The sequence below is a fragment of the Methylobacterium sp. WL64 genome, assembly GCF_008039945.1.
Lineage (GTDB): Bacteria > Pseudomonadota > Alphaproteobacteria > Rhizobiales > Beijerinckiaceae > Methylobacterium.
Genome location: NZ_VRVA01000033.1, coordinates 17641 through 38207 on the forward strand (window position 1 = coordinate 17641; position 20567 = coordinate 38207).

Annotated in this window: 21 protein-coding genes; 7 read left to right on the forward strand and 14 right to left on the reverse strand. The window is 71.3% G+C overall.

Annotated features, from left to right (window positions below):
- Nucleotides 1–21: 21 nt before the first annotated feature.
- Nucleotides 22–1047, forward strand: coding sequence for a P1 family peptidase (locus FV242_RS15750; RefSeq protein WP_147939555.1), 1026 nt, complete (start codon nt 22–24; stop codon nt 1045–1047).
- 30 nt (nt 1048–1077) lie between these two features.
- Here the strand turns inward: FV242_RS15750 and FV242_RS15755 are convergent, their stop codons facing one another.
- The 9 genes from FV242_RS15755 to metC all read right to left on the reverse strand — a co-directional run bounded on the left by FV242_RS15755 (nt 1078) and on the right by metC (nt 11483).
- Nucleotides 1078–1359 carry a hypothetical protein gene (locus tag FV242_RS15755; protein ID WP_147939556.1) on the reverse strand — a complete coding sequence of 94 codons (282 nt, stop codon included), beginning with the start codon at nt 1357–1359 and terminating at the stop codon, nt 1078–1080.
- A complete protein-coding gene (locus FV242_RS15760) occupies nt 1356–3755 on the reverse strand; it encodes a response regulator (protein WP_147939557.1) in 2400 nt (799 codons plus the stop codon). Before FV242_RS15760 ends, FV242_RS15755 begins: the two co-directional genes overlap by 4 nt.
- Before the next feature lie 48 nt (nt 3756–3803).
- Complete coding sequence (rarD, locus tag FV242_RS15765; protein ID WP_147939558.1) at nt 3804–4703, reverse strand: EamA family transporter RarD; 900 nt, start codon at nt 4701–4703, stop codon at nt 3804–3806.
- A gap of 139 nt (nt 4704–4842) precedes the next feature.
- Nucleotides 4843–6534: a methyl-accepting chemotaxis protein gene (locus FV242_RS15770; RefSeq protein WP_147939559.1), complete on the reverse strand. Its 1692-nt coding sequence runs from the start codon at nt 6532–6534 to the stop codon at nt 4843–4845.
- A gap of 250 nt (nt 6535–6784) precedes the next feature.
- A complete protein-coding gene (locus FV242_RS15775; protein ID WP_147909208.1) occupies nt 6785–7384 on the reverse strand; it encodes a pyridoxamine 5'-phosphate oxidase family protein in 600 nt (199 codons plus the stop codon).
- Complete coding sequence (locus FV242_RS15780) at nt 7381–7716, reverse strand: lipid-A-disaccharide synthase N-terminal domain-containing protein (RefSeq protein ID WP_147909207.1); 336 nt, start codon at nt 7714–7716, stop codon at nt 7381–7383. The genes FV242_RS15775 and FV242_RS15780 overlap by 4 nt, the downstream gene beginning before the upstream one ends.
- Entirely contained in the window at nt 7710–8492 is a 783-nt protein-coding gene (locus FV242_RS15785) for a glycosyltransferase (protein WP_147939560.1), read from the reverse strand. The genes FV242_RS15780 and FV242_RS15785 overlap by 7 nt, the downstream gene beginning before the upstream one ends.
- On the reverse strand, nt 8489–10210 hold the full coding sequence (locus tag FV242_RS15790) for a glycosyltransferase family 39 protein (RefSeq protein WP_147939561.1): 1722 nt from the start codon (nt 10208–10210) through the stop codon (nt 8489–8491). The genes FV242_RS15785 and FV242_RS15790 overlap by 4 nt, the downstream gene beginning before the upstream one ends.
- An 82-nt stretch (nt 10211–10292) precedes the next feature.
- A complete protein-coding gene (gene metC / locus FV242_RS15795) occupies nt 10293–11483 on the reverse strand; it encodes a cystathionine beta-lyase (RefSeq protein WP_147939562.1) in 1191 nt (396 codons plus the stop codon).
- 164 nt (nt 11484–11647) lie between these two features.
- On the opposite strand from metC, the gene FV242_RS15800 reads away from it, so the two are divergent.
- Together FV242_RS15800 and FV242_RS15805 are read left to right on the forward strand one after the other, a co-directional pair.
- Nucleotides 11648–11914: a type II toxin-antitoxin system HicA family toxin gene (locus tag FV242_RS15800; protein ID WP_147939563.1), complete on the forward strand. Its 267-nt coding sequence runs from the start codon at nt 11648–11650 to the stop codon at nt 11912–11914.
- Complete coding sequence (locus FV242_RS15805) at nt 11911–12270, forward strand: type II toxin-antitoxin system HicB family antitoxin (protein WP_147909202.1); 360 nt, start codon at nt 11911–11913, stop codon at nt 12268–12270. Before FV242_RS15800 ends, FV242_RS15805 begins: the two co-directional genes overlap by 4 nt.
- A 29-nt stretch (nt 12271–12299) precedes the next feature.
- Here FV242_RS15805 and FV242_RS15810 read toward each other — a convergent pair whose 3' ends face one another.
- Entirely contained in the window at nt 12300–12473 is a 174-nt protein-coding gene (locus FV242_RS15810) for an Rmf/CrpP family protein (RefSeq protein ID WP_187193593.1), read from the reverse strand.
- Between the two features lie 74 nt (nt 12474–12547).
- Here FV242_RS15810 and FV242_RS15815 point away from each other — a divergent pair, with 74 nt between their 5' ends.
- Complete coding sequence (locus FV242_RS15815) at nt 12548–12850, forward strand: hypothetical protein (RefSeq protein ID WP_246692262.1); 303 nt, start codon at nt 12548–12550, stop codon at nt 12848–12850.
- A 51-nt stretch (nt 12851–12901) separates the two neighbouring features.
- Here the strand turns inward: FV242_RS15815 and ntrC are convergent, their stop codons facing one another.
- From ntrC to dusB, 3 genes are read right to left on the reverse strand one after another with little or no spacing between them, the layout of a single operon-like run.
- Nucleotides 12902–14362, reverse strand: coding sequence for a nitrogen regulation protein NR(I) (ntrC, locus tag FV242_RS15820; RefSeq protein ID WP_147939564.1), 1461 nt, complete (start codon nt 14360–14362; stop codon nt 12902–12904).
- A 48-nt stretch (nt 14363–14410) separates the two neighbouring features.
- Entirely contained in the window at nt 14411–15508 is a 1098-nt protein-coding gene (locus FV242_RS15825) for a nitrogen regulation protein NR(II) (protein WP_147939580.1), read from the reverse strand.
- Nucleotides 15509–15549: 41 nt separating this feature from the next.
- Nucleotides 15550–16572 (reverse strand): tRNA dihydrouridine synthase DusB, encoded by a 1023-nt coding sequence (gene dusB, locus FV242_RS15830; protein WP_147939565.1) that lies wholly within the window; start codon nt 16570–16572, stop codon nt 15550–15552.
- Nucleotides 16573–16744: 172 nt separating this feature from the next.
- Here dusB and FV242_RS15835 point away from each other — a divergent pair, with 172 nt between their 5' ends.
- A complete protein-coding gene (locus FV242_RS15835; protein ID WP_147909197.1) occupies nt 16745–18076 on the forward strand; it encodes a bifunctional 2-C-methyl-D-erythritol 4-phosphate cytidylyltransferase/2-C-methyl-D-erythritol 2,4-cyclodiphosphate synthase in 1332 nt (443 codons plus the stop codon).
- A 254-nt stretch (nt 18077–18330) separates the two neighbouring features.
- Here FV242_RS15835 and FV242_RS15840 read toward each other — a convergent pair whose 3' ends face one another.
- The gene (locus FV242_RS15840) at nt 18331–18729 is read right to left on the reverse strand and encodes an MAPEG family protein (RefSeq protein ID WP_147939566.1); all 399 of its coding nucleotides are present in this window, start codon (nt 18727–18729) and stop codon (nt 18331–18333) included.
- A gap of 101 nt (nt 18730–18830) precedes the next feature.
- On the opposite strand from FV242_RS15840, the gene FV242_RS15845 reads away from it, so the two are divergent.
- Both FV242_RS15845 and FV242_RS15850 read left to right on the forward strand, forming a co-directional pair.
- The gene (locus tag FV242_RS15845) at nt 18831–19328 is read left to right on the forward strand and encodes a CinA family protein (RefSeq protein WP_147939567.1); all 498 of its coding nucleotides are present in this window, start codon (nt 18831–18833) and stop codon (nt 19326–19328) included.
- Nucleotides 19329–19348: 20 nt separating this feature from the next.
- A complete protein-coding gene (locus FV242_RS15850) occupies nt 19349–20566 on the forward strand; it encodes an FAD-dependent oxidoreductase (RefSeq protein ID WP_147939568.1) in 1218 nt (405 codons plus the stop codon).
- The last annotated feature ends 1 nt before the right edge of the window (nt 20567 follow it).

The window sequence follows — 20567 nt, forward strand, 5'->3', positions numbered from 1 at the left end:
CGGGCATGGCAAGCTCGCGCCATGCTGCGCAACCGCATCACAGACATTCCGGGCCTGCGGGTCGGCCACGCCGGCGACCCGACGGTCGCCAGCGGGGTCACCGCGATCCTGTTCGACGCGCCCGTCATCGCCTCCGTGGACGTGCGCGGCGGCGGCCCCGGCACCCGCGAGACCGACCTGCTCGATCCCGAGCGCACGGTGGAGCGGATCGACGCCCTGGTCCTCTCGGGCGGCTCGGTCTTCGGGCTCGACGCGGGCGCGGGCGTGACCGCGTGGCTCGCCGAGGCCGGACGCGGCTTTCCGGTCGGCCCGCTGCAGGTGCCGATCGTGCCGGGGGCGGTCCTGTTCGACCTGCTCAACGGCGGCGACAAGGATTGGGGCCGCTACCCGCCCTATCGCGAGCTGGGTTTCCTGGCGGCCGCTGCCGCGTCGGACGACTTCGCCCTGGGCTCCGTGGGGGCCGGCACGGGCGCGCGCACCGGAAACCTGAAGGGCGGGATCGGCTCGGCCTCGGCGACGGTGCCGGGCACCGGTTTCACGGTCGGCGCGCTGGCGGCGGTCAACGCTTTCGGCCGCGCCACAATCGGCGGTGGGCCGCATTTCTGGGCCGCGCCGTTCGAGGTGGGCGACGAGTTCGGCGGCCTCGGCTCCCCCGCCCGGGTGCCGGCGGATTCCCTCGCCTTCCCGGCCCGGATCCTGCCCGGCTCGGCCACGACGCTCGCGGTGGTCGCCACCGATGCCGCCCTGACCAAGGCCCAGTGCCGGCGCCTCGCGGTGGCCGCGCAGGACGGCCTCGCCCGCGCCCTGGTCCCGGTCCATACACCCCTCGACGGCGACCTCGTCTTCGCGGTGTCGACCGGCACCGTGCCGCTCGCCGACCCGGTGGCCGATCTCGCCCGCCTGGGCGACGCCGCCGCGCGGGTGCTGGCCCGGAGCGTGGCGATCGGCGTGTTCTCAGCGCATAGCCTGCCTGGGCTGGCGCCCGCACCGCCGCTGTCGGTCATGGGCCTGCCGCCGGCCTGGCGCGATCGTTTCGGTGGGGGATGAGACCAGCGCAGATGCGCGCAGGCGCGGTGGTCACACCTCTCCGCGCGCATCCGCGATCAGCTGCGCCAGCCCGGCATCGACCTCCGCGCCGAGCATCTTGCGCTCGGCATCGGTGAGGTCCTTGGCCCAGGCAATTCCGGCAAAGCCTTCCGCACAGCGTGTCCGCTCGGAGGCGATGTAGGCCTCGGTCTCGGCGGGCTGCGTTTTCATCGCGTGGACGAGGCCGAACCACGCCGCCCGCTCCACCACCGCCAGCCGCGCCCGCAGGCGGATCGCCGCCGCCTTGTCCGGATCGATCCCGTTGTCGCTCATTGTGTTTCTCCCACATCGTTCTCGGCGAGCCGCTCGATCAGGCCCTGGAGCCGGCCCGGGACCGGCTCGGCGGTCGAGCGCGCGTAGAGCACCCGCAGCTGCCGCCCGATCTCGGCGAGGCTCATCGAGCCCTTGGCGATCACCCGGTCGGCCTGGGCGCCGAGGCTCGCCTTCTCGGCGCTGGTGATCTCCTTGGCGGTGAGCACCACCACCGGCACGTCGCCGTCCGGCCGGGCGCGCAGCGCCCGCAGGAAGCCGAACCCGTCCATCTCCGGCATCATCAGGTCGAGCAGGATCAGGCTCGGGCGCGTCTGGCTGACCCGCTCCAGGGCGATCCGGCCGTTCTCGGCCTCGTCCACGGTCCAACCCTCGCGGCCGAGCGACCGGCGCAGGCGCTCGCGGGCATCCGGGTCGTCATCGACCACGAGGACGCGCGCCTCCCCCGGGCCCTCCGGGCGGTAGCGCTCCATCATGCTCTTCAGCCGGTCCCAGTCGATCGGCTTGACGAAGTAGTCGGTGGCGCCGAGCGCCTGACCGAGTCCCTGCTCGGCCACCACCGAGGTCATGATCACCGGCGTCCCGGCGAGATCGGGATCGCTGCGGACCGCGTGCAGCACCGCCCAGCCGTCCATGCGCGGCATCTCGACATCGAGCAGGATCGCCCGCGGCTTGAGCGCCCGGGCGAGCGTCAGGCCCGCCCTGCCGTCATTGGCGGTGCGGACGTGGAACCCCTCGCGCTCGAGGAAGCGCTGGAGCAGCTCCCGGGCGGCGGGGTCGTCGTCCACCAGCAGGACCGTCTCGTGCTGCTCGTGCGACTCGACCGCCGTCGCCTCGGCCTCGGCGGTGACCTCCTGCGGCTCGTCCTCCGGCTTGAGCACCGCCGGCAGGCGGATCGTGAAGGTCGCGCCCTGCCCTTCCGTGCTGGTCACCGCGATGTCGCCGCCCATGGTCTGGCAGAAGGCCCGGGTGATCGCGAGGCCGAGGCCGGTGCCGCCGAACTGGCGGGTGGTCGAGTCGTCGGCCTGCACGAAGCGCTCGAACAGGCGCGCGATCTGCGCTTCGGACAGGCCGATGCCGGTATCGGTGACCGCGAAGGACAGCCAGTCCGCCGCCTCCTCCCGGTGGTGCCGCACGGTGAGGCGGATCGTCCCCTTCTCGGTGAACTTGGCGGCGTTGCCGATCAGGTTGAGCAGGCACTGGCGGATCTTGGTCTGGTCCTGGTGCATCGACCCAAGGCCGGCCTCGCCTGCCTCATCGCCCACATCGAGGACGAAGCGGTTGCCCTTCTTCTCCACCAGCGAGCCGGTGGAATCGACCACGTCCCGCAGCAGGTCCGAGACGGAAAACGTCTCGGCCGAGGCGGTCATGCGCCCGGCCTCGATCTTCGAGATGTCGAGCACGTCGTTGATCAGCGACAGCAGATGCCGGGCGGCCGCCTCGATCTTGCGCAGGTCCGGCAGCAGGGCGGCCTGGCCGATATCCTCAAGCTCCTCGCCGAGCATCTCGGAATAGCCGATCACCGCCGAGAGCGGCGTGCGCAGCTCGTGGCTCATGTTGGCGATGAACTGGCTTTTCGCCCGGTTGGCCGCCTCTGCGGCCTGGCGCGCCCGCTCGACCTCCTCCTCGGCCTCCTCGCGCTCCGTGACGTCGACGCAGGTGCCGACCCATTCGCGCAAAGTGCCGTCCGCGGCGAGCACGGGCACGCCCCGCACCTCCATGGCCCGCCAGGCGCCGTCGTGCCGGCGCAGGCGGTACTCGACCTCGTAGGGCTTGCGCGCCTCCACGGAGGCGGCCCAGGCATCGGCCGCGTGCGCGCTGTCGTCGGGATGGACCGCGTCGACCCAGCCCCAGCCCTGGTAGGCCTCTTCGGTCTGGCCGGTATAGGTGCTCCACCGGACCTGCGGCGGCATCAGCTCGCCCACCGCGTTGGTGTTCCAGATCACCGCCGCGGAGGCGTCCACCAGTGCCCGGAAGCGCTGCTCGGAATCGCGCAGGCGCTCCTCGACGGCGCGGCGGCGGGAGATGTCGGTGTTGGTGCCGTACCAGCGCAGGATGGTCCCGGCCTCGTCCCGGTGCGGCAGCGCCTTGGACAGGAACCAGCGGTAGATCCCGTCGCGCCCGCGCAGCGGAAACGTGTCCTCCCAGGACTGGCCGAGCAGGATCGCCGCCCGGAAGCGCTCGGTGACGGCATCGACGTGGTCGGGGTGGTGGACGGCGCGCCAGCCCCAGCCGCGCATCTCGTCCAGGGTGCTGCCCGTGTAATTGTACCAGCGTTGGTTGTACCAGACGATGGTCCCGTCGGCCTCGGCGATCCAAGCCAGCTGCGGCAGCGTCTCGGCGAGATTCCTGTAATCGGCATCGGTGACGACGCCTTGGCCGCCCTCGGATTCTCTCATCGGCTCGCCGAAATCCCGTCGCTCGCCCCGCGGGGCGCAGGGTATTCCTTATACACGCATCGGGTCGGGATCCGACCGGACCTCAACCACAGGGTCCACCGGCCGCCGGCCGCGGAGGGCATCGATGCTGTAGAGGGCCAGCGCCAGCCAGATCAGGGCGAACATGGCCGCCCGGTGCGGCTCCACGTGCTCGCCATAGACCAGGACGCTCAGGCCGAGCAGGCAGGTCGGGGCGACGTATTGCAGCAGGCCCAGCGTGGTCAGCCGCAGGCGCACCGCGGCGGCGGCGAACCAGATCAGCGGCAGCGCCGTGGTGAGCCCGGTCAGCATCAGCAGCGTTAGGTTCCTGGGCTCGGCCGGCAGGAACGGCTCGGGCGAGAGCACGAGCCACAGGATCGCGAGCGGCAGGAGCAGCAGCGTCTCGGTCAGGAACCCGACCAGGGCATCGACTCCCACAAACTTCCGCACCAGCCCGTAGAGTGCGAAGCTGACCGCGAGCGACAGCGAGAGGGCCGGTAACTCCCCCGCCCACACTACGGCGACGGCCACGCCCGTCGCCGCGATCGTGACCGCCACGACCTGCAGGGGCCGCAGCCGCTCGCCGAACACCACGCGCCCGAACGCCACGCTCACCAGGGGATTGATGTAGTAGCCGAGGCTCGCGTCGAGCAGGTGTCCGCGGTCGATCGCGTAGAGGTAGAGCAGCCAGTTCACCCCGATCATCGCGGCTGAGACCGCCAGCAGGGCGTGGCGCGGGCGCAGGGGCAGCGGCAGGTTCAGGCGCCGCCGCGCCGCGAGCGCCAGGGCCAGGGCGCCTGCGAACAGGCTCGACCAGACGATCCGCTCGGCCAGGATGTGGTTGGGGCTGAACGCCCCGAGCATGCGGAAATGCACCGGGACCAGCAGGCCCCAGCTCAGATAGGCGGCGAGCGCGTAGACCAGGCCCACATTGTCCTCCCGATCGACCCGAGCGGGCGGACGGTGCTGCGGCTTTACGCCCCGCGTCGCGCCCATGACAGGGGTGCGCGACGCAGAGCTGCTATCCCGGCCGCCATCCCGGGTGGACGCGCGCGGCGCGCCCCCCGGCTCAGGCGGCTCGGATCGTCTCCAGGAACCGGTCGACCTCGCCGCTGAGATGCTCGGACTGGCGCGACAGCTCGGAGGCCGCGTCGAGGACTTGGCCGGCCGCCCGGCCGGTCTCCGCGGCGGCGCCGGCCACGCCGGCGATGTTGCTGGTCACCTCGCCGGGGCCCTGCGCCGCCTGCCCGACGTTGCGCACGATCTCCTGGGTGGCCGCCCCTTGCTCCTCCACCGCGGCCGCAATGGTGGTGGCGACCGCCTCGATCTCCTTGATCCGAGCGGTGATCGCCGCGATCACCGAGACGGCCGCGCCGGTGGATGTCTGGATCTGGCCGATCTGGCCGGCGACCTCCTCGGTGGCCCGGGCGGTCTGGTTGGCCAGCTCCTTCACCTCGGCCGCCACCACGGCGAAGCCGCGCCCGGCCTCGCCGGCGCGCGCGGCCTCGATCGTGGCGTTGAGGGCGAGCAGGTTGGTCTGGGCCGCGATGTCGGTGATCAGCCGGACCACGTCACCGATTTTGGCGGCGACGGCGCTCAGCTCCTGCACCAGCGTCGCGGTCTGGTCTGCCTCGGACACGGCGCCCTGAGCGAGCTTGGCGGATCCGTCCACCTGCCGGCTGATCTCCTGGACCGACGAGCCCAGCTCCTCGGCCGCGCTCGCCACCGTGTTGACGTTGGAGGCGGCCTCCTCGGCGGCGGCCGCCACGGCGGTGGATTGGCTGGCGGTCTGGGTCGCGGTGGCGGTCATGGCCTGCGCGGTGGCCTGCAGCTCGGTGGCCGAGGACGAGACCTGGCCGATGATCCGGCCGACCGTGCCCTGGAAGCCGTCGGCCAGTTCCAGCATCGCCTGGCGGCGCGCCTCGGCGGCGGCCTCGTCCGCCATCCGCCGGATCTCGGCCTGCTCGGCGGCCTTCTGGGCGACGAGCGCCTTGATGCCCTCCACGGCGCGGCCGATCAGGCCGATCTCGTCGCCGCGCCGCGCCTCCGGGATCTCGGCCCCGATCTCGCCGTCCGCCATGCGCCGCAGCACATCCGTCAGTCGGCGGATCGGGCGCGTCACGCCGTAGATCACGACCAGGCCGCCCCTGACGATGCCCGTGGCGATACCGATGAGCGACACGGTCAGCAGCAGGGAGTGGGTCGCGTTGGTCTCGACGGTGAGGTCGTCCGACCGCTTCTGGACCGAGACATCCATGTCGTCCACGAGGGTGCGGGCGGCCTCGGTCAGGTCCGCCCGGATCGGTTCGGCCGTCCGGTGTGCGAGCACCAGGGCCTCGCTGCCCTGGCCCTTGTCGGCGAGGCTGCGCATGTCCCCAACGGTTCGGGCGTAGAGGTCGAATTGCGTAGCGATCCGGTCGATCCGCTCCCGGAAGGCGGGTGCGTCGCGACGGGCGTCTTCGACCAACTTCGCGGCTTCGGCCACGAGGCCCTCGAGGCCCATGCCGACCCGGGTCCCGTCCGCCGTGCCGGCTTCTGCCGCGCTGCGGAAGGCCACGTAGCTCAGCTGCGCGACGACGCGGTTCAAACGCGCCACCCGGACGACCGCCTTCGATTCCTTGTCGAGCAGGATCGTGTAGGCGACGTCGATTCCGGCGACGTTCTGTGATGTGTACCAAGCTGATCCGAAGAAAAGTATACTCATCAACGCAATGACAGAAAAGAGCTTCGTGGGAATATTGATCTTGGTTATCAGTTCCATGGAAGCCTCTGCTTGGCGCGATGGCGAACGTGCCCGAGAGATCTGTGTCGATTAATGTGGATGGCGGCAAGATGGATTGTTGCCGATCGATGTCTACGCCGCCCGTTCCGAGAGAACAGAAACGGCATTGTCTCGATCAAGCGACGCTATGAAAGCTTATTATTTAGCGAGGCTGGCGTTTGAATGAAGAAAGAACGTTATTTTAATGCTGTTTGCGCGATCCGAATGCCGTCATTCCGCGGTGTGAAGCTTACGGGGCGATCCAGCTGCCGGTCCAGTCACCCTGGCCCCGGGTCCAGGCGGCCCGGCGATGGCCGCGGCGGTCAAGGTAGAGGAAGTCGAGGCGCGCGGCCCGTACCCTGACGACGGCGAAATGCGGTCGGCCGAGGGTCGCCGCCGCCGTCTCGTCGGGCAGCGTGTAGGCGTCCCCCGTGGGCAGCGCCGTGCCCGGAGCGGGGGCGGCGCCGTAGCAGACCCGGCTCATCGCCCGGGAGCCGGCCCAGGCTTCCTCCGCCACGGCATCGTCCGTGTGGAGCGTCGCCCGGCCCTCGATCCGGATCTGGATCTTGGCCGCCGCGTCGTAGGCGGAGAGTGCGCAGGCCGGGTGCGCCAGGATCTCGGCGGCCTTGTCGGAGCGGCGGTCGCAATGGAACCGCAGGATGCCGGATCTCGCGTCGGCGGCGCGCAGCACCACCGTGCGCAGGCGGGGGCCTTCGGGTCCGAGCGTCGCCAGGGCCGGCAGGTGGAAGCCGCTCCGGCCCTGCGCGGCGCCCTCGTCCAAGAGCCGCCACAGCTCGGCGAAGCTGGCGTCGAGGTCGTCGTAGAAGGCCGGCACGGGAGCGCGGGTCATGCCGGGTCGCTCCGACGTCGCCGCTGCTCGCGAAAAATCAGCGCCAGGTTGCGCAGGTAGATGCCGGTGGACAGGCCCTGGCCGATGATGATCACCGGTTCCCGGCGCACGAATCCGTAGACCAGGGTCATCAGACCGCCCAGGATCGACAGGAACCAGAACGAGAGCGGCATCACGCTCCGGCCGGCGCGCTCGCTGGCGATCCATTGCAGGATGAAGCGGGAGCCGAACACCAGCTGAGCGATGATGCCGAACACCACCCAGAAGTCGAGCCGGGTGACGAACACGTCGTAGAAATAGTCCGGCAGATCGCGCGCGAGCTGGATCAGCATCCGACATCCTGGTCTGCGGGCATGGCGGTGTCGGAGGCGGTGTCGGCGGCGGCGATCTCGGCGGGCTGCGGGTCGGCGCGCTTGCGTCGGATCAGCCACCAGACCCCGGCGAGGTCGAGGAGCCCGACCCAGAGCCGGTCGAACAGGCCGTAATTCGAGACGCCGGTGAGCCGCGGCCGGTCGATCACGTCGTGGTGGACCACCGAAAACCCTTCGCGCACCATCAGGGCCGGCATGAACCGGTGCAGGGCGTCGAAATAGGGCAGCCGGAGGTACACGGCCCGGCGGAAGACCTTCAGGCCGCAGCCGGTATCCCGGGTGGCGTCCTTGAGGATGCGCCCGCGCACGCCGTTGGCGATGCGCGATTGCAGCATCTTGAAGCGCCCATCCTTGCGTCCGCGCCGCTGGCCCTGGGCGAGCCCGGCCAGCGCGCCGCCCGCCTCCAGGGCGGCCAGCAGGGCCGGGATGAAGGCCGGGTCGTTCTGGCCGTCGCCGTCGAGGGTCGCGACGACCGGCGCCCGCGCGGCCAGGACGCCGCTGCGCACCGCCGCGGACTGGCCGCCACCGCGCGCATGCCGTACCACCCGCATCCACGGCCGGCCGGCGCGGGCCGCCGCCAGGGCCGCCGGCGTGCCGTCGGTGGAGCCGTCGTCGACGTAGATCAGCTCGAAGCCGAGCGGCGTGCAGGCGGCCTCGATCTCGGCCACCAGGGGGGCGATGTTGCCGGCCTCGTTCTTGACCGGCACGACGACGCTGAGGTTCGGCGCGCCGGTCACGGGGCCACCCCGTAGGCGGTCACGAAGACTCGCCGGCCGGTGTTGAGGTTGAAGCCCTCGACCTCGGCGAGCGGCGCGGGCGCGCCCCGCGCCACCGGCCAGGCGGCGTTGAAGTCGTCGCGTTCCCGGGCTTCCACGAACAGCAGCCGGCAGCCGCCCGCCTCCAGGAATTGCCTGGCGGCGGCGCCGTCCGGCGGGAGGGCGAGATCCGTGCCGGCCAGGAACACCAGGCTCGGCTCCCGGTAGCCGAGGCTCGCGACCTGCGGGTTCGCGCAGCCCACGCGGTCGCGCAGGGCGGCGAGCCGCGGCGAGACCTTCAGGGCCGGCAGCGAGCGTTGCGCCACGCCGAGTACCGCCGGCCCGAGCAGGCAGGAAGCGAGTACCCCGAGCACGAGGGCGCGCTCGGGCCTGCCGCCCGCGAAGGCCATCCAGGCCAGGACTGCCACCGCGCAGGCGGCGGCGAGCAGCGGCAGCGCGGCCCAGGGGAGCGTGTGGCTGTCCAGGCGCCAGCCGGCCAGGCACAGACCGAGCGTCAGACCCACAGGAATCGCCGGCACGAGCAGGGCGGTCGCCCGCGCCCCGCGCAGACGCGGGTCGAGCGCACCGCGGGACAGGGCCAGGGCGGTGAGGATGGCGAGCCACGGCATCAGCGGCAGGACGTAGTGGGGCAGCTTGGTCGGCACCGCCTCGAAGATCAGCCAGGCCGGCAGCACGGAAGCGATCAGGAACGCGAAGGCCGGCTCGCGCCGGGCGCGCCAGGCCAGCGGCAGGCTCATCGCCGCGAAGGCCGCGCCGGGCCAGAAGGTCGCGAAGAACGCCAGCGCGTAGGCCCCGGGCGGGGCCCAGTGCCGCTCGGCCCCGCCGCCGACCTTGGCCAGCATGTCGTGCCCTACCGCCTCAGCATAGAAGGCGCCGCCGCTCTTCCAGGCGATCGCCGCGAACCAGGGGGCCACCAGCAGCAGCGTGAGTGCCAGCCCCGCCCACGGCTTCAGCGCCAGGAGCCAGCGACCCGAGCGCGCCACCACCGACAGGATCAGGGCCGGCAGCACCACGAACAGCGGCACCATCGGGCCCTTGATCAGGATGCCGAGCGCCATCCCGAGCCAGAAGGCGGGGAAGACGGCGCGGCCCAAGGGTCCGCCGGCCCGGGACGCCAGCCATACCCGGGCGAGCGCCCCCAGGCTCGCGGTGGCGCAGGCGGCGAGCAGCGCGTCGGTCTTGGCCAGATGCGCCTCGGCCGAGAGCATCAGCCCGGCGCCGTACAGGGCGGCCGCCAGCAGCGCGAGGCGGCGGGGCAGGAAGGCGAGCGCGGCCCAGTAGGCGAGCAGCACCGAGGCGGTCGCGCCGATCAGCGACGGGATGCGATAGAGGGCGATCTGCCGGCGCGCGTCGGGCACGCCGAGCGCCTCGCCCGCCGCCACCGCGGCGGCCTGCGCCCAATAGATCCCGACCGGCTTCTTGTGCCGGGCCTCGCCCTGGAAGCGGATGTCGACGAAGTCGCCGCTCTCCAGCATCTGCTTCGAGGCCTGGGCGAAGCGCGGCTCGTCCCGGTCCATCGGCTGCAGGGAGATCTGCCCGGGCAGGAACAGCAGCAGGCAGAGCGCCAGCAGGGCGGCCGCGGCGCGGGCATGGGTCAGGCTCAGCGCGTCGAGCCCGCGGCCGATCCGATCGACAGGTGCGCGGCGCGGAATGCCGTCGGCTGAGAGGCTCGTGGTCATGCCCGGCCGGTCAATCAGGATCGGACGGGAAGGTCAAATGCCCCGTCAGTCCGCCGTCATCGCGCGCGGTGACGGCGCACCGTCAGGACGCGGCCCGCAGGCGCGCGAAGCCGGCGTCGAGATCGGCCTGGAGGTCGGAGATGTCCTCCAGCCCGATATGGAAGCGCAGGGCCGGGCCGCCGGGCGCCCACTGGGTCGCCGTCCGGTAGCCGGCGCAGTCGAACGGGATCACCAGGCTCTCGAAGCCGCCCCACGAGAAGCCCATCCCGAACAGCTCCAGCCCGTCCAGCATCGCGGCGACCGCCGCCTCGGGCACGGGCTTCAGGATTACCCCAAACAGCCCGGAAGCGCCGGAGAAGTCGCGCTTCCAGATCGCGTGGCCGGGATCCTCCGGCAGCCCCGGATGCAGCACCCGCAGCACCTCCGGCCGCGCCTGGAACCACCGGGCCATCTCGAGCCCGGCCCGGCCGTGCTCGCGCAGGCGCAGCGCCATGGTGCGCATACCCCGGAGCGCCAGGAAGATGTCCTCGGCGCCGGCGCAGGGGGCGAGGTGATCGAAGGTGCGCCGTACCGCCGGGTAATACGCGGCGTTGGCGGAGGTCAGGCCGATCAGCAGGTCCGAACCGCCGCTGAGATACTTGGTGCCGGCCTCGACCGCGATGTCGACCCCGCGTTCATGGGGCGGGAACAGCAGCGGCGTCGCCCAGGTGTTGTCCATGATCACGCAGGCGCCTCGCGCATGTGCGACCTCGGCGATGGCCGGGATGTCCTGCATCTCGAAGCTCTGGGAGCCCGGCGCCTCGACCAGCACCGCCTTGGTGTTCGGTTGCATCAGCTCCGCGATGCCGGCTCCCACGGTCGGATCGTAATAGGTGACCGCGACGCCGAACCGGGCCAGGACGCCGTCGCAGAACTGCCGGGTCGGCCGGTAGGCGGAATCGGTGACGAGGAGATGGTCGCCGGCCGAGACCGCGGCCATCAACGCGATGGTGAGGGCCGACAATCCCGAGGGCGTCACCACGGTGCCGGCGGCGCCGGCAAGCTCCGTCCAGGCATCGGTGAGCGAATCCATCGTGGGCGTCGCCGAGGTGCCGTAATTGTAGCGCCCGCGCCGGTTCTTGATCGCGTCGTAGGTCGGATAGAGCACGGTCGAGCCGCGATAGATTGGCGTGTTGACGAAGCCGTGCTGCGCGCCCGGATCGCGGCCCGCATGGACGAGGCGCGTCGCAGCCCCGTACTTGTCCTTGGATTCGGGCTTGGGCGTCAGGGACATTGTGGCTCTGGGATCGCGTTGCGCTGCGACACACGAAGCCCGCGGGCTTGGGCGAGGTCAAGCGTGACGCCGCTAGAGGGGCGGACGCACGACCTCCAGATTGACCCCATGAGCCTAGGGCGATATCAGTTCGTGATATCTCGTGCGCCGAGATCGGGCGCGAAATGAACAGCCGGCATGCGCGTACTTTGCGCGCCATCTACAAGGATCCGGTGCCGGCCTCGATCGAATGGCACGCCATCGAGAGCTTGCTGCTGGCAGTCGGATGTCGGCTTATCGAAGGGACCGGGTCACGGGTGCGTTTCGCGTACAGAGGCGTCGTGGCTGCTTTCCATCGGCCGCATCCGGCCAACGAGGCCGCGCGCTATCAGGTGCGCGCCACACGCCAGTTTCTCGTCAAAATCGGTGTCACACCGGGAGAGTCGCCGTGAACACGATGACCTATCAGGGCTTTCGTGCCCGCGTCGCGTTTGACGAGGAGGATGAGCTTTTCGTCGGCCAAATCGCTGGCATCAACGATGTGATCAGCTTTCACGCGGACACCGTGCCCGAGCTGAAGGCCGCGTTTCATGAGGCGGTGGACGACTACACCGCGGCGTGCCGAGCGATCGGAAAGGAGCCGGAAAAGGCTTATTCCGGCAAGCTGATGCTCCGGATTGACCCGAAAATCCATGCCCAGGCAGCCCGCGCGGCGGAACTAGCCGGAACGAGCCTCAATCAATGGGCCGAAGATGTCCTGCGTCGGGCGGGCTCAAACCTCATGCGGTCCGTGACCGAGGAGGCCTGAACCGCTTAACGCCGACCTGGCCCCATCGCTCACGGCGTCTCGGGCGGATCGGAGACCACCGCCTCCTCGTAAGCTTGCATCCAGGCGGCATGCTCTTCCGAGCCGTCCGGATAGGGACATTCGCTTGCCGGCTTGCCGTACAGGCGGGCGTTGCGCCCCTGAATGAACGCGCTGTCGCTGGCGGTGGCCTGGACGTTGGTCAATATCGCCTCCCGAACATTGGCACCCATCCCGACGATTTGGGGTGGGCTTCGTTAACGGGCCGGCGGGTAATCTGTTGCCGTCTCCAGTCGCGTTCCGGGTCGTCTGCGTGCGTATCCTGCGTTCCCTTTTCGGCGGCGTCCTCGTGCTGGTCTCGACGGCGATCGTCGCCTTCGTCAGCGCCGACCGGCTCGCCCACCTGGCGCCGCCGGCCGTGGTGCGCGCCGCCCAAGCCGAGCCCTCGGCCACCGGGTCGCTTCCAGCGCCGGTCAAGGCCGTGCCGACGCCCAAGGCGGCCGTGCCCAGCATCCCGAACGGGTTCGATACCGAGCGGCTCAACGCCCTGATGCGCGGCGACCCGATCCTGCCGCGCCGCTGAGCGGACGGGGCCCGTCACGGGGTCCCGCCAGGCGGCTCGTCCGCCGGCCCCCTACCGGGCGGTGCGGAAAACCTGCAGGTCGAGGTCGCGGACCTTCTTGCGCAGGGTGTTGCGGTTGACCCCCAGCAGTTCCGCCGCGCGGATCTGGTTGCCCCGCGTGGCAGCGAGCGCCGCGCCGATCAGCGGGCCTTCGATCTCCCGCAGGATCCTGTGATAGAGCCCGGGCGGCGGCAGCGTGTCCCGGTAGCCGGAGAAGTAGTCCGACAGGTGGCGCTCCACCGCGCTGGACAGGGTCTCTGATTCGCCGTTGGCCTTGCGGGCGCTGCCGTTGGCGGAGGCCGGGGCGGCGAGCGGCAGGGTATCGAGCTCGGCCTCGATCACCGGGCCGGTGATCGTCTCCTGCGGGTACAGGGCGGCGAGCCGGCGGACCAGATTCTCCAACTCGCGGACGTTGCCGGGCCAGCGGTACCGCTTGAGCCGCTCCATGGCGTCGCCGTCGAGCGACTTGCGGGTCAGGCCCTCGCGCTCGACCAGCACGAAGAAGTGCCGGATCAGGTCCGGTACGTCCTCGGACCGCTCGCGCAGGGCCGGCAGCCGCAGCGGCACGACGTTCAGCCGGAAGAACAGGTCTTCGCGGAAGATCCCCTGCTGGATCGAGATCCGCAGGTCCTTGTTGGTCGCCGCGATGATCCGGACGTTGGTCTTGATCGGAACGCGGCCGCCGACCGTGGTGTACTCGCCCTGCTGCAGCACGCGCAGGAGCCGGGTCTGGGCCTCCATCGGCATGTCGCCGATCTCGTCGAGGAACAGGGTGCCGCCCTCGGCCTGTTCGAACCGGCCGGCGGAGCGCTGGAGCGCGCCCGTGAAGGCGCCCTTCTCGTGGCCGAACAGCTCGGATTCGATCAGGTCGCGCGGGATCGCGGCCATGTTGACCGGCACGAACGGGCCGGTGCGGCGGCGGCCGTAATCGTGCAGCGCCCGGGCGACCAGCTCCTTGCCGGTACCGGACTCTCCGGTGATCATCACGGTGAGGTCGGTGGGCATCAGCCGGGCGAGCGCCCGGTAGATCTCCTGCATGGCGGGCGAGCGCCCGACCAGCGGGATATCCTCGTTGTCGGGCGGCGCGCCGGCCGTTGGCGCCCCGCGGGGACGCGACAACGCGCGGCCCACGATGGCGATCAGCTCCTTCAGGTCGAAGGGTTTCGGCAGGTACTCGTAGGCCCCGCGCTCGGAGGCGCGGATCGCCGTCATGAAGGTGTTCTGCGCGCTCATGACGATGATCGGCAGTTCCGGCCGCACCCGCTTGATGCGGGGCAGCAGGTCGAACACGTTCTCGTCGGGCATCACCACGTCGGTGATGACGAGGTCGCCCTCGCCCTGCGCGACCCAGCGCCAGAGGGTTGCGCAATTGCCCGTCGAGCGGACTTCGTAGCCCGCCCGGGATAGTGCCTGGTTCAGCACCGTGCGGATGGCGGCGTCGTCGTCGGCGACGATGATGTGGCCGTTCGGCATGACTCTCTACTCAGACGTCCGGCCGGGCGGCCGAAACACAAGACGATTTCAAGGGTCGACCGACGATTCACGCCCGTCGCGGGCGCTCGACATCGGCAGAAGAATGCGGAACGTCGTGCGGCGGGGGGCGGGATCGCACTCGACGATGCCGCCGTGGTCGCCCACGATCTTGGCGACCAATGCAAGTCCGAGGCCGGAGCCCTGCGACTTGGTGGTCACGAAGGGGTCGAACAGGTCCGGCAGCAGGTCGGCCGAGATGCCCGGGCCGTTGTCGCGGATCGCGACCTCGATCGGCAGGCTGACCCGCTCGCGCGAGCCCGGCACCTGCAGGCGCAGGCCGGTGCGGAACGCGGTGGACAGGGTGATCTCGCCCTCGACCGCATCCGGGCCGATCGCCTCGGCGGCGTTCTTCACGAGGTTCAGGATCACCTGGATCAACTGGTCGCGGCTTCCGAGCACCGGCGGCAGCGACGGATCGTAGGTCTCGACGAAGCGGATATGGCGCGCGAACCCGCTCTGGGCCGAGCGCTTCACCTGGTCGAGCACCCCGTGGACGTTGACCGCGCCGCGATCGGCCGGGCGCTCGTCACCGAACAGCTCCATCCGCTCGACGATCCGCACGATCCGGTCGGATTCGTCGCAGATCAACCGGGTGAGCATCCGGTCCTCCTCGGCGCCGGTGCCCTCCAGGAGCTGCGCGGCGCCGCGGATGCCGGCGAGCGGGTTCTTGATCTCGTGGGCCAGCATCGCACCGAGCGCCACCATCGAGCGGGCGGCGCCGCGATGGGTGAGCTGGCGGTTCATCTTGTCCGCGATGGTGCGCTCCTGGAGCATCATCACCACGGCGTCGTCGTCGTCGGCGAGCGGCGTGGCGAACACGTCGACGCTACGCTCCAGACCGAGGCGGGGCTGGGTCAGCTCGACCCGGTACTCGCTGACGCTGGCCCGGCGGCGCCGGACGTCGGCCACGAGCGCGATGATCGGCGACGCGAACGGGATGATGTCGCGCAGGCGACGCCGCTGCATCAGGCGCGCGGAATAGTCGAAGAACGCCTCCGCGGCGTGGTTGCAGTGGAGGATCCGCTCGTCGCCCCCGATGGTCAGGACCGGCAGCGGCAGGGCGTTGAGCACGGCCTCCCCGGACATGGCGCGCCGGCCGCCGGGCTCCTGCGGAAAGGCGTCCTCGGTCACGCGGCCTCCCGGATGATCTCGGCCGCCCCGAAGGCACGGGCCAGAAGGCCCAGCGCCACCTCGGGATCGGTGGTGGTGAGGAGGGCGGCGCGCTCGGCCGGCTCCAGCGCCCCGCCGGTCTCGGCATAGGCGGCGAGGTGCTTGCGGGCGTGGCGCACGCCCATATGGCGGCCGTAGAGCGACAGCAGCCCGGCGTAATGCGCGGCCGCCATCCCGGCCTGCTCGGCCCGAGACGGCGGATCCGTCGGCCGGCCGGCCAGCGCCGCCGCGACCTGCCCGACCAGCCAGGGCCGCCCTGTGGCCGCGCGCCCGATCATCACCCCGGCGGCGCCGGAGGCGGCCAGGCACGCCCGGGCGCTGGCGAGGTCGACCACGTCGCCGTTAGCGATCACCGGGATCGACACCGCCTCGACCACGGGGCGGATCGCGGCCCAGTCGGCGACGCCTTTGTAGAATTGCTGCCGGGTCCGCCCGTGGACCGTGACGGCGTTGAGCCCGAGCCGCTCGGCCCGGGTCGCCAGATCGACGGCGTTGCGGGTCGCGTCGTCCCAGCCGAGCCGCATTTTGACGGTGACCGGCACCGACACCGCGCCGCGCACGGCCGCGAGCAGCCGTTCGGCATGGTCGAGATCGCGCATCAGGGCCGAGCCCGACGCGATTCCGGTAACGATCTTGGCCGGGCAACCCATGTTGACGTCGATCACGTCGGCGCCACCGGCCTCCGCGAGGCGTGCGGCCTCGGCCATGGGCTCCGCCTCGCAGCCGGCCAACTGGACCACGTGCAGGTCGACCCCGGAGCCGTCGGCCCGCAGGGTCGCCTCGCCGGCGCCGCGGGTGAACTCCCGTGCCGCCACCATTTCGGACACCACTGCGTCGGCGCCGCAGCGCCGGGCGATCCGACGCATGTGCAGGTCGGTGACCCCGGACAGGGGCGCGAGCAGGCAGAGCGGGGCGGGGGATTTCTCCCCGCCACCCGGACGTCCACGGCGCAGCGCGCTTAAATAATGATCAGTCGCCATTCTGCACAACAATGAGGCAAGGGCGATCCGCTGGCAAGCGGATACCGCGCGTTGATTTCGGGCCCTCCCCCGCTTAAACGACGGGCACCCTCACCGGCAGAGGTTCGGCAGCACGGCTGGCCCGCGCGCCCGCCCCCGTTTCCCGCGCCAGGATCCCACGAGTTTCCCGCCCATGCCCGCCATCGGCACGCCTGCCACCGGACCCGCGGATACGGAGTCCGGCGTCGCCGCGGTGGTCGTGGCGGCCGGTCGCGGCATCCGCATCGGCGGCGGCACGCCCAAGCAGTACCGCAGGGTCGGCGGCCAGGCCGTCCTGACCCGGACGCTGGCGGCGCTGGCCGCCCAGGACACGATCGACCGGATCCAGCCGGTGATCGCCGCCGACGCGGCAGACTTCTTCCTCAGTTGCTTGGACGAACTCGCCCCCGGTCTCCGGGAAAAGATCGGCGCCCCCGTCGAGGGCGGGGCCACGCGCCAGCTCTCGGTGCGTGCCGGCCTCGAGGCGCTGGCGGCGGGTGCTGCGCCGGAGATCGTACTGGTCCACGACGCCGCCCGCCCCTACGTCGATGCGGCCTTGATCGCCCGGGCGATCGCGGCTGGCCGCGACCACGGCGCGGCGGTACCCGGCGTGCCGGTGACCGACACGGTCAAGCGCGTCGCCGAGATCGCCCCCGGTATCGGCCGCGTGATCGAGACCCCGCCCCGGGAGCACCTGCGTGCGGTCCAGACCCCTCAAGCCTTCGCCTTCGCCCCCCTCCTCGCCGCGCATCGCGACGCCGCGGGGCAAGGCCTCGACGGCTTCACCGACGACGGCGCGCTCGCCGAATGGGCGGGCTTGCCGGTGGTGGTGTTCCTGGGCGACATCGCCAACCGCAAGATCACCCAGCCCGCCGACCTGATCGAGGCGGATCGGGCCTTCGCGTCCGATTCAACCGAAACGCCAGCGCCCGGAGCCCGCGCCATGACCGCCTACGTCACCCGCCTCGGCACCGGCTTCGACGTCCACGCCTTCACGTCCGGCGACCACGTCTGGCTGGGCGGCATCAAGATCCCGGCCGATCGCGGCGTGCTGGCTCATTCCGACGGCGACGTGGCGCTGCATGCGCTCACCGATGCGCTGCTCGGCGCCATCGCGGACGGCGATATCGGCACGCATTTCCCGCCCTCCGACGAGCGTTGGCGGGGCGCTTCCTCGGACCAGTTCCTGGCCCACGCCTGTGCCCTCGTCCGCGCCCGCGGCGGTCGGATCGACCATCTCGACATCACCGTCCTGGCCGAGGCGCCGCGGATCGGCCAGCATCGGGAGGCGATCCGCGCCCGCATCGCTGAGATCGCCGGCGTGCCGCTCACTGCCGTTTCGATCAAGGCGACGACCACGGAGAAGCTCGGTTTCGTCGGCCGTGCCGAAGGCCTTGCAGCCCAGGCCGCCGCCACGATCCGCCTCCCCGAAGAGGACGGCCCGGTGCTCGACGCCGAGGCCGAGACAGCGATGCGGCAGGGGTGAACGGCTGGTTCGCATTGGCGGACCGAAGCATATTCTGGCCGCCGCGTTCTACGTCTTGCTGCGCCCAGCCGCGATGTTCACGTCTCTGCTTTTGCGGCGCGGCTTCCCCTCTCCCCGCGAGCGGGACGAGGGGATCCGTTCGGCCCGTCGCGCGAAGCCGTTAGCGCTGCGAGAGGAAGAGGCCGAAGGGTTTCCGACCGACCCCCGCCCTCATCCGCGTTGAACGCCGAAGGCACCCTCTCCAAAAAAGGAAATCACGCCGTCCGGAGCAGGAGCGCGATCGCCGCGATGGCGATCGTGGCCATCGTCAGCAGGATCCCGCCGCCCCGGCATGCGAACTGGCGGGGGGTGTTCGGCGCGGCGAACATGCCGATCGGGTGGAGGATACGGCCGACCAGCAGGGCGATCAGCAGGCCCTGGACCAGACCGTGGCCGCCGCCGCCAGCCTCCAGCAGGGCGATCAGGATCAGCGCCAGCGGGACGTATTCCGAAAAGTTGGCGTGGGTGCGGACCCGCTTGAGCAGGGATGCGTCGCCGCCGTCGCCCAACAGGACGTTGTCGGAGACGCGGGATCCCATCACCCACCCGGACAAGCCGAGATACACGAGGGCGAGCAGCGCGGCGTAGAAGGCCGTGGTCGCGGGGAAGATCATCGGTGTTGGGTTTCCTGTCTGGGCAGCCGGTCCTTGAGCCAGGGCCGGCCTTGCGTCACAACACGAGATAGGGCGCTCCGGCCCAGGGCGAACCGCGTGCGATGATCGACGACACGGAGCTTCTGGACCGCGCCGAGGCGCTGGTCGCGGCCTACGCCAAGGCCGGGCGCACGATCGTCACGGCCGAATCGTGCACCGGGGGGCTGGTGGCGGGGCTGCTCACCGCGGTGCCGGGTTCCTCGGCGGTGGTCGAGCGCGGCTACGTCACCTACTCGAACGAGGCCAAGGCGGAGGCGATCGGGGTGCCGATCGACCTGATCCGCCGGCACGGCGCCGTCAGCGAGGATGTGGCCCGGGCGATGGCCTGCGGGGCGCTGTCGGCCTCGCGTGCCACGGTCGCGGTGGCGATCACGGGCATCGCAGGCCCCGGCGGCGGCAGCGCCGAGAAGCCGGTCGGGTTGGTGCATTTCGGGTTGGCCCTGCGCGACGGCGGACGCCGGCACCTGGAGCGGCGCTACGGCGACCTCGGACGCGGCGCGATCCGCCGCGCGGCGGTCGCGGACGCGCTCGGCCTGCTCGAAGGAGCGCTGGCGGACTGATCCAGCGGCGGGAGGGGTCGATGGCCAGCCTGAAGACCCAGCTCTGCATCGTCGGCGGCGGCCCGGCCGGGATGATGGCCGGCCTGCTCTTCGCCCGGGCCGGGATCGCCGTGACGGTGCTGGAGAAGCACGCGGCTTTCCTGCGCGACTTCCGCGGCGACACGATCCACCCCTCCACCCTCGACCTGATGGACGAGCTCGGCCTCGGCGAGCGCTTTCGCGCCCTGCCCCAGCGGCGGGTCGAGTCCTTCTCGGGAGTCGTGAACGGCCGGAGCTACCGGGTCGCCGATTTCAGCCGGCTGCCGACCCGCAACCGATTCCTGTCTTTCATGCCGCAATGGGATTTCTTGGACTTTCTCGCCGGCGAGGCGGCCCGCTATCCGGGGTTCCGGCTGATCCGCCGGACCGAGGCCCGCGACCTCGTCGAAGCGGAGGGCCGGGTCGCGGGCGTGCGGGCCGAGGGGCCGGACGGGCCGGTGGAGATCCGGGCCGACCTCGTGCTCTGCGCGGATGGCCGGCATTCGCGGATGCGCGAACGCGCCGGCTTGGTGCCCCGGGCCTTCGGGGCGCCGATCGACGTGCTGTGGTTCCGCCTGCCCCGCCGGGACGGCGACCCCGAGGCGGCGGCCGGGCGGTTCGCGCCGGGGCGTCTCCTGATCACCCTCGACCGGGGCGACATCTGGCAATGCGCCTACCTGGTCCCGAAGGGCGGGGACACGACGCTTCGCGCCAGGGGGCTGCCGGCCTTCCGGGCGGCGGTGGCCGAGATGGCACCGTTCCTGGCCGACCGCACCGAGTCCATTCCCGACTGGGACGCGGTCAAGCTCCTGACCGTGACCGTCGACCGGCTGGAGCGCTGGCACCTCCCCGGCCTGCTCTGCATCGGCGATGCCGCGCACGCGATGTCACCGGTGGGTGGGGTCGGCATCAATCTCGCGATCCAGGACGCGGTGGCGGCGGCCAACATCCTGGCCGGGCCACTGCGGTCCGGGCCTGTCGCCGAGGCAGACCTCGCGCGGGTCCAGGCCCGGCGGTTGTTCCCGGTCCGGGCGACGCAGGCGCTACAGCGGTTCATCCAGGCCCGGGTGATCGCCACCACGCTCAAGGCCGATGCGCCGTTCCGGGCTCCGCTCGCCCTGCGGATCCTCGACAGGCTGCCGATCCTTCAGGTCCTGCCCGCCCGGATGATCGGGATGGGCGTGCGGCCGGAGCACGTGTCCGCGCCGGCCCGGCCCTGAC

Bases quoted from the DNA above. Each gene is read 5' to 3' on its own strand.
- FV242_RS15790 (WP_147939561.1), bottom strand. From the start codon at position 10,210: ATGACCACGAGCCTCTCAGCCGACGGCATTCCGCGCCGCGCACCTGTC.
- ntrC (WP_147939564.1), bottom strand. From the start codon at position 14,362: ATGCCGAACGGCCACATCATCGTCGCCGACGACGACGCCGCCATCCGC.
- FV242_RS15755 (WP_147939556.1), bottom strand. From the start codon at position 1,359: ATGAGCGACAACGGGATCGATCCGGACAAGGCGGCGGCGATCCGCCTG.
- FV242_RS15760 (WP_147939557.1), bottom strand. From the start codon at position 3,755: ATGAGAGAATCCGAGGGCGGCCAAGGCGTCGTCACCGATGCCGATTAC.
- FV242_RS15840 (WP_147939566.1), bottom strand. From the start codon at position 18,729: ATGATCTTCCCCGCGACCACGGCCTTCTACGCCGCGCTGCTCGCCCTC.
- FV242_RS15825 (WP_147939580.1), bottom strand. From the start codon at position 15,508: ATGTCCGGGGAGGCCGTGCTCAACGCCCTGCCGCTGCCGGTCCTGACC.
- FV242_RS15750 (WP_147939555.1), top strand. From the start codon at position 22: ATGCTGCGCAACCGCATCACAGACATTCCGGGCCTGCGGGTCGGCCAC.
- FV242_RS15775 (WP_147909208.1), bottom strand. From the start codon at position 7,384: ATGACCCGCGCTCCCGTGCCGGCCTTCTACGACGACCTCGACGCCAGC.
- dusB (WP_147939565.1), bottom strand. From the start codon at position 16,572: ATGGCGACTGATCATTATTTAAGCGCGCTGCGCCGTGGACGTCCGGGT.
- FV242_RS15780 (WP_147909207.1), bottom strand. From the start codon at position 7,716: ATGCTGATCCAGCTCGCGCGCGATCTGCCGGACTATTTCTACGACGTG.
- FV242_RS15850 (WP_147939568.1), top strand. From the start codon at position 19,349: ATGGCCAGCCTGAAGACCCAGCTCTGCATCGTCGGCGGCGGCCCGGCC.
- metC (WP_147939562.1), bottom strand. From the start codon at position 11,483: ATGTCCCTGACGCCCAAGCCCGAATCCAAGGACAAGTACGGGGCTGCG.
- FV242_RS15835 (WP_147909197.1), top strand. From the start codon at position 16,745: ATGCCCGCCATCGGCACGCCTGCCACCGGACCCGCGGATACGGAGTCC.
- FV242_RS15770 (WP_147939559.1), bottom strand. From the start codon at position 6,534: ATGGAACTGATAACCAAGATCAATATTCCCACGAAGCTCTTTTCTGTC.
- FV242_RS15800 (WP_147939563.1), top strand. From the start codon at position 11,648: ATGAACAGCCGGCATGCGCGTACTTTGCGCGCCATCTACAAGGATCCG.
- FV242_RS15845 (WP_147939567.1), top strand. From the start codon at position 18,831: ATGATCGACGACACGGAGCTTCTGGACCGCGCCGAGGCGCTGGTCGCG.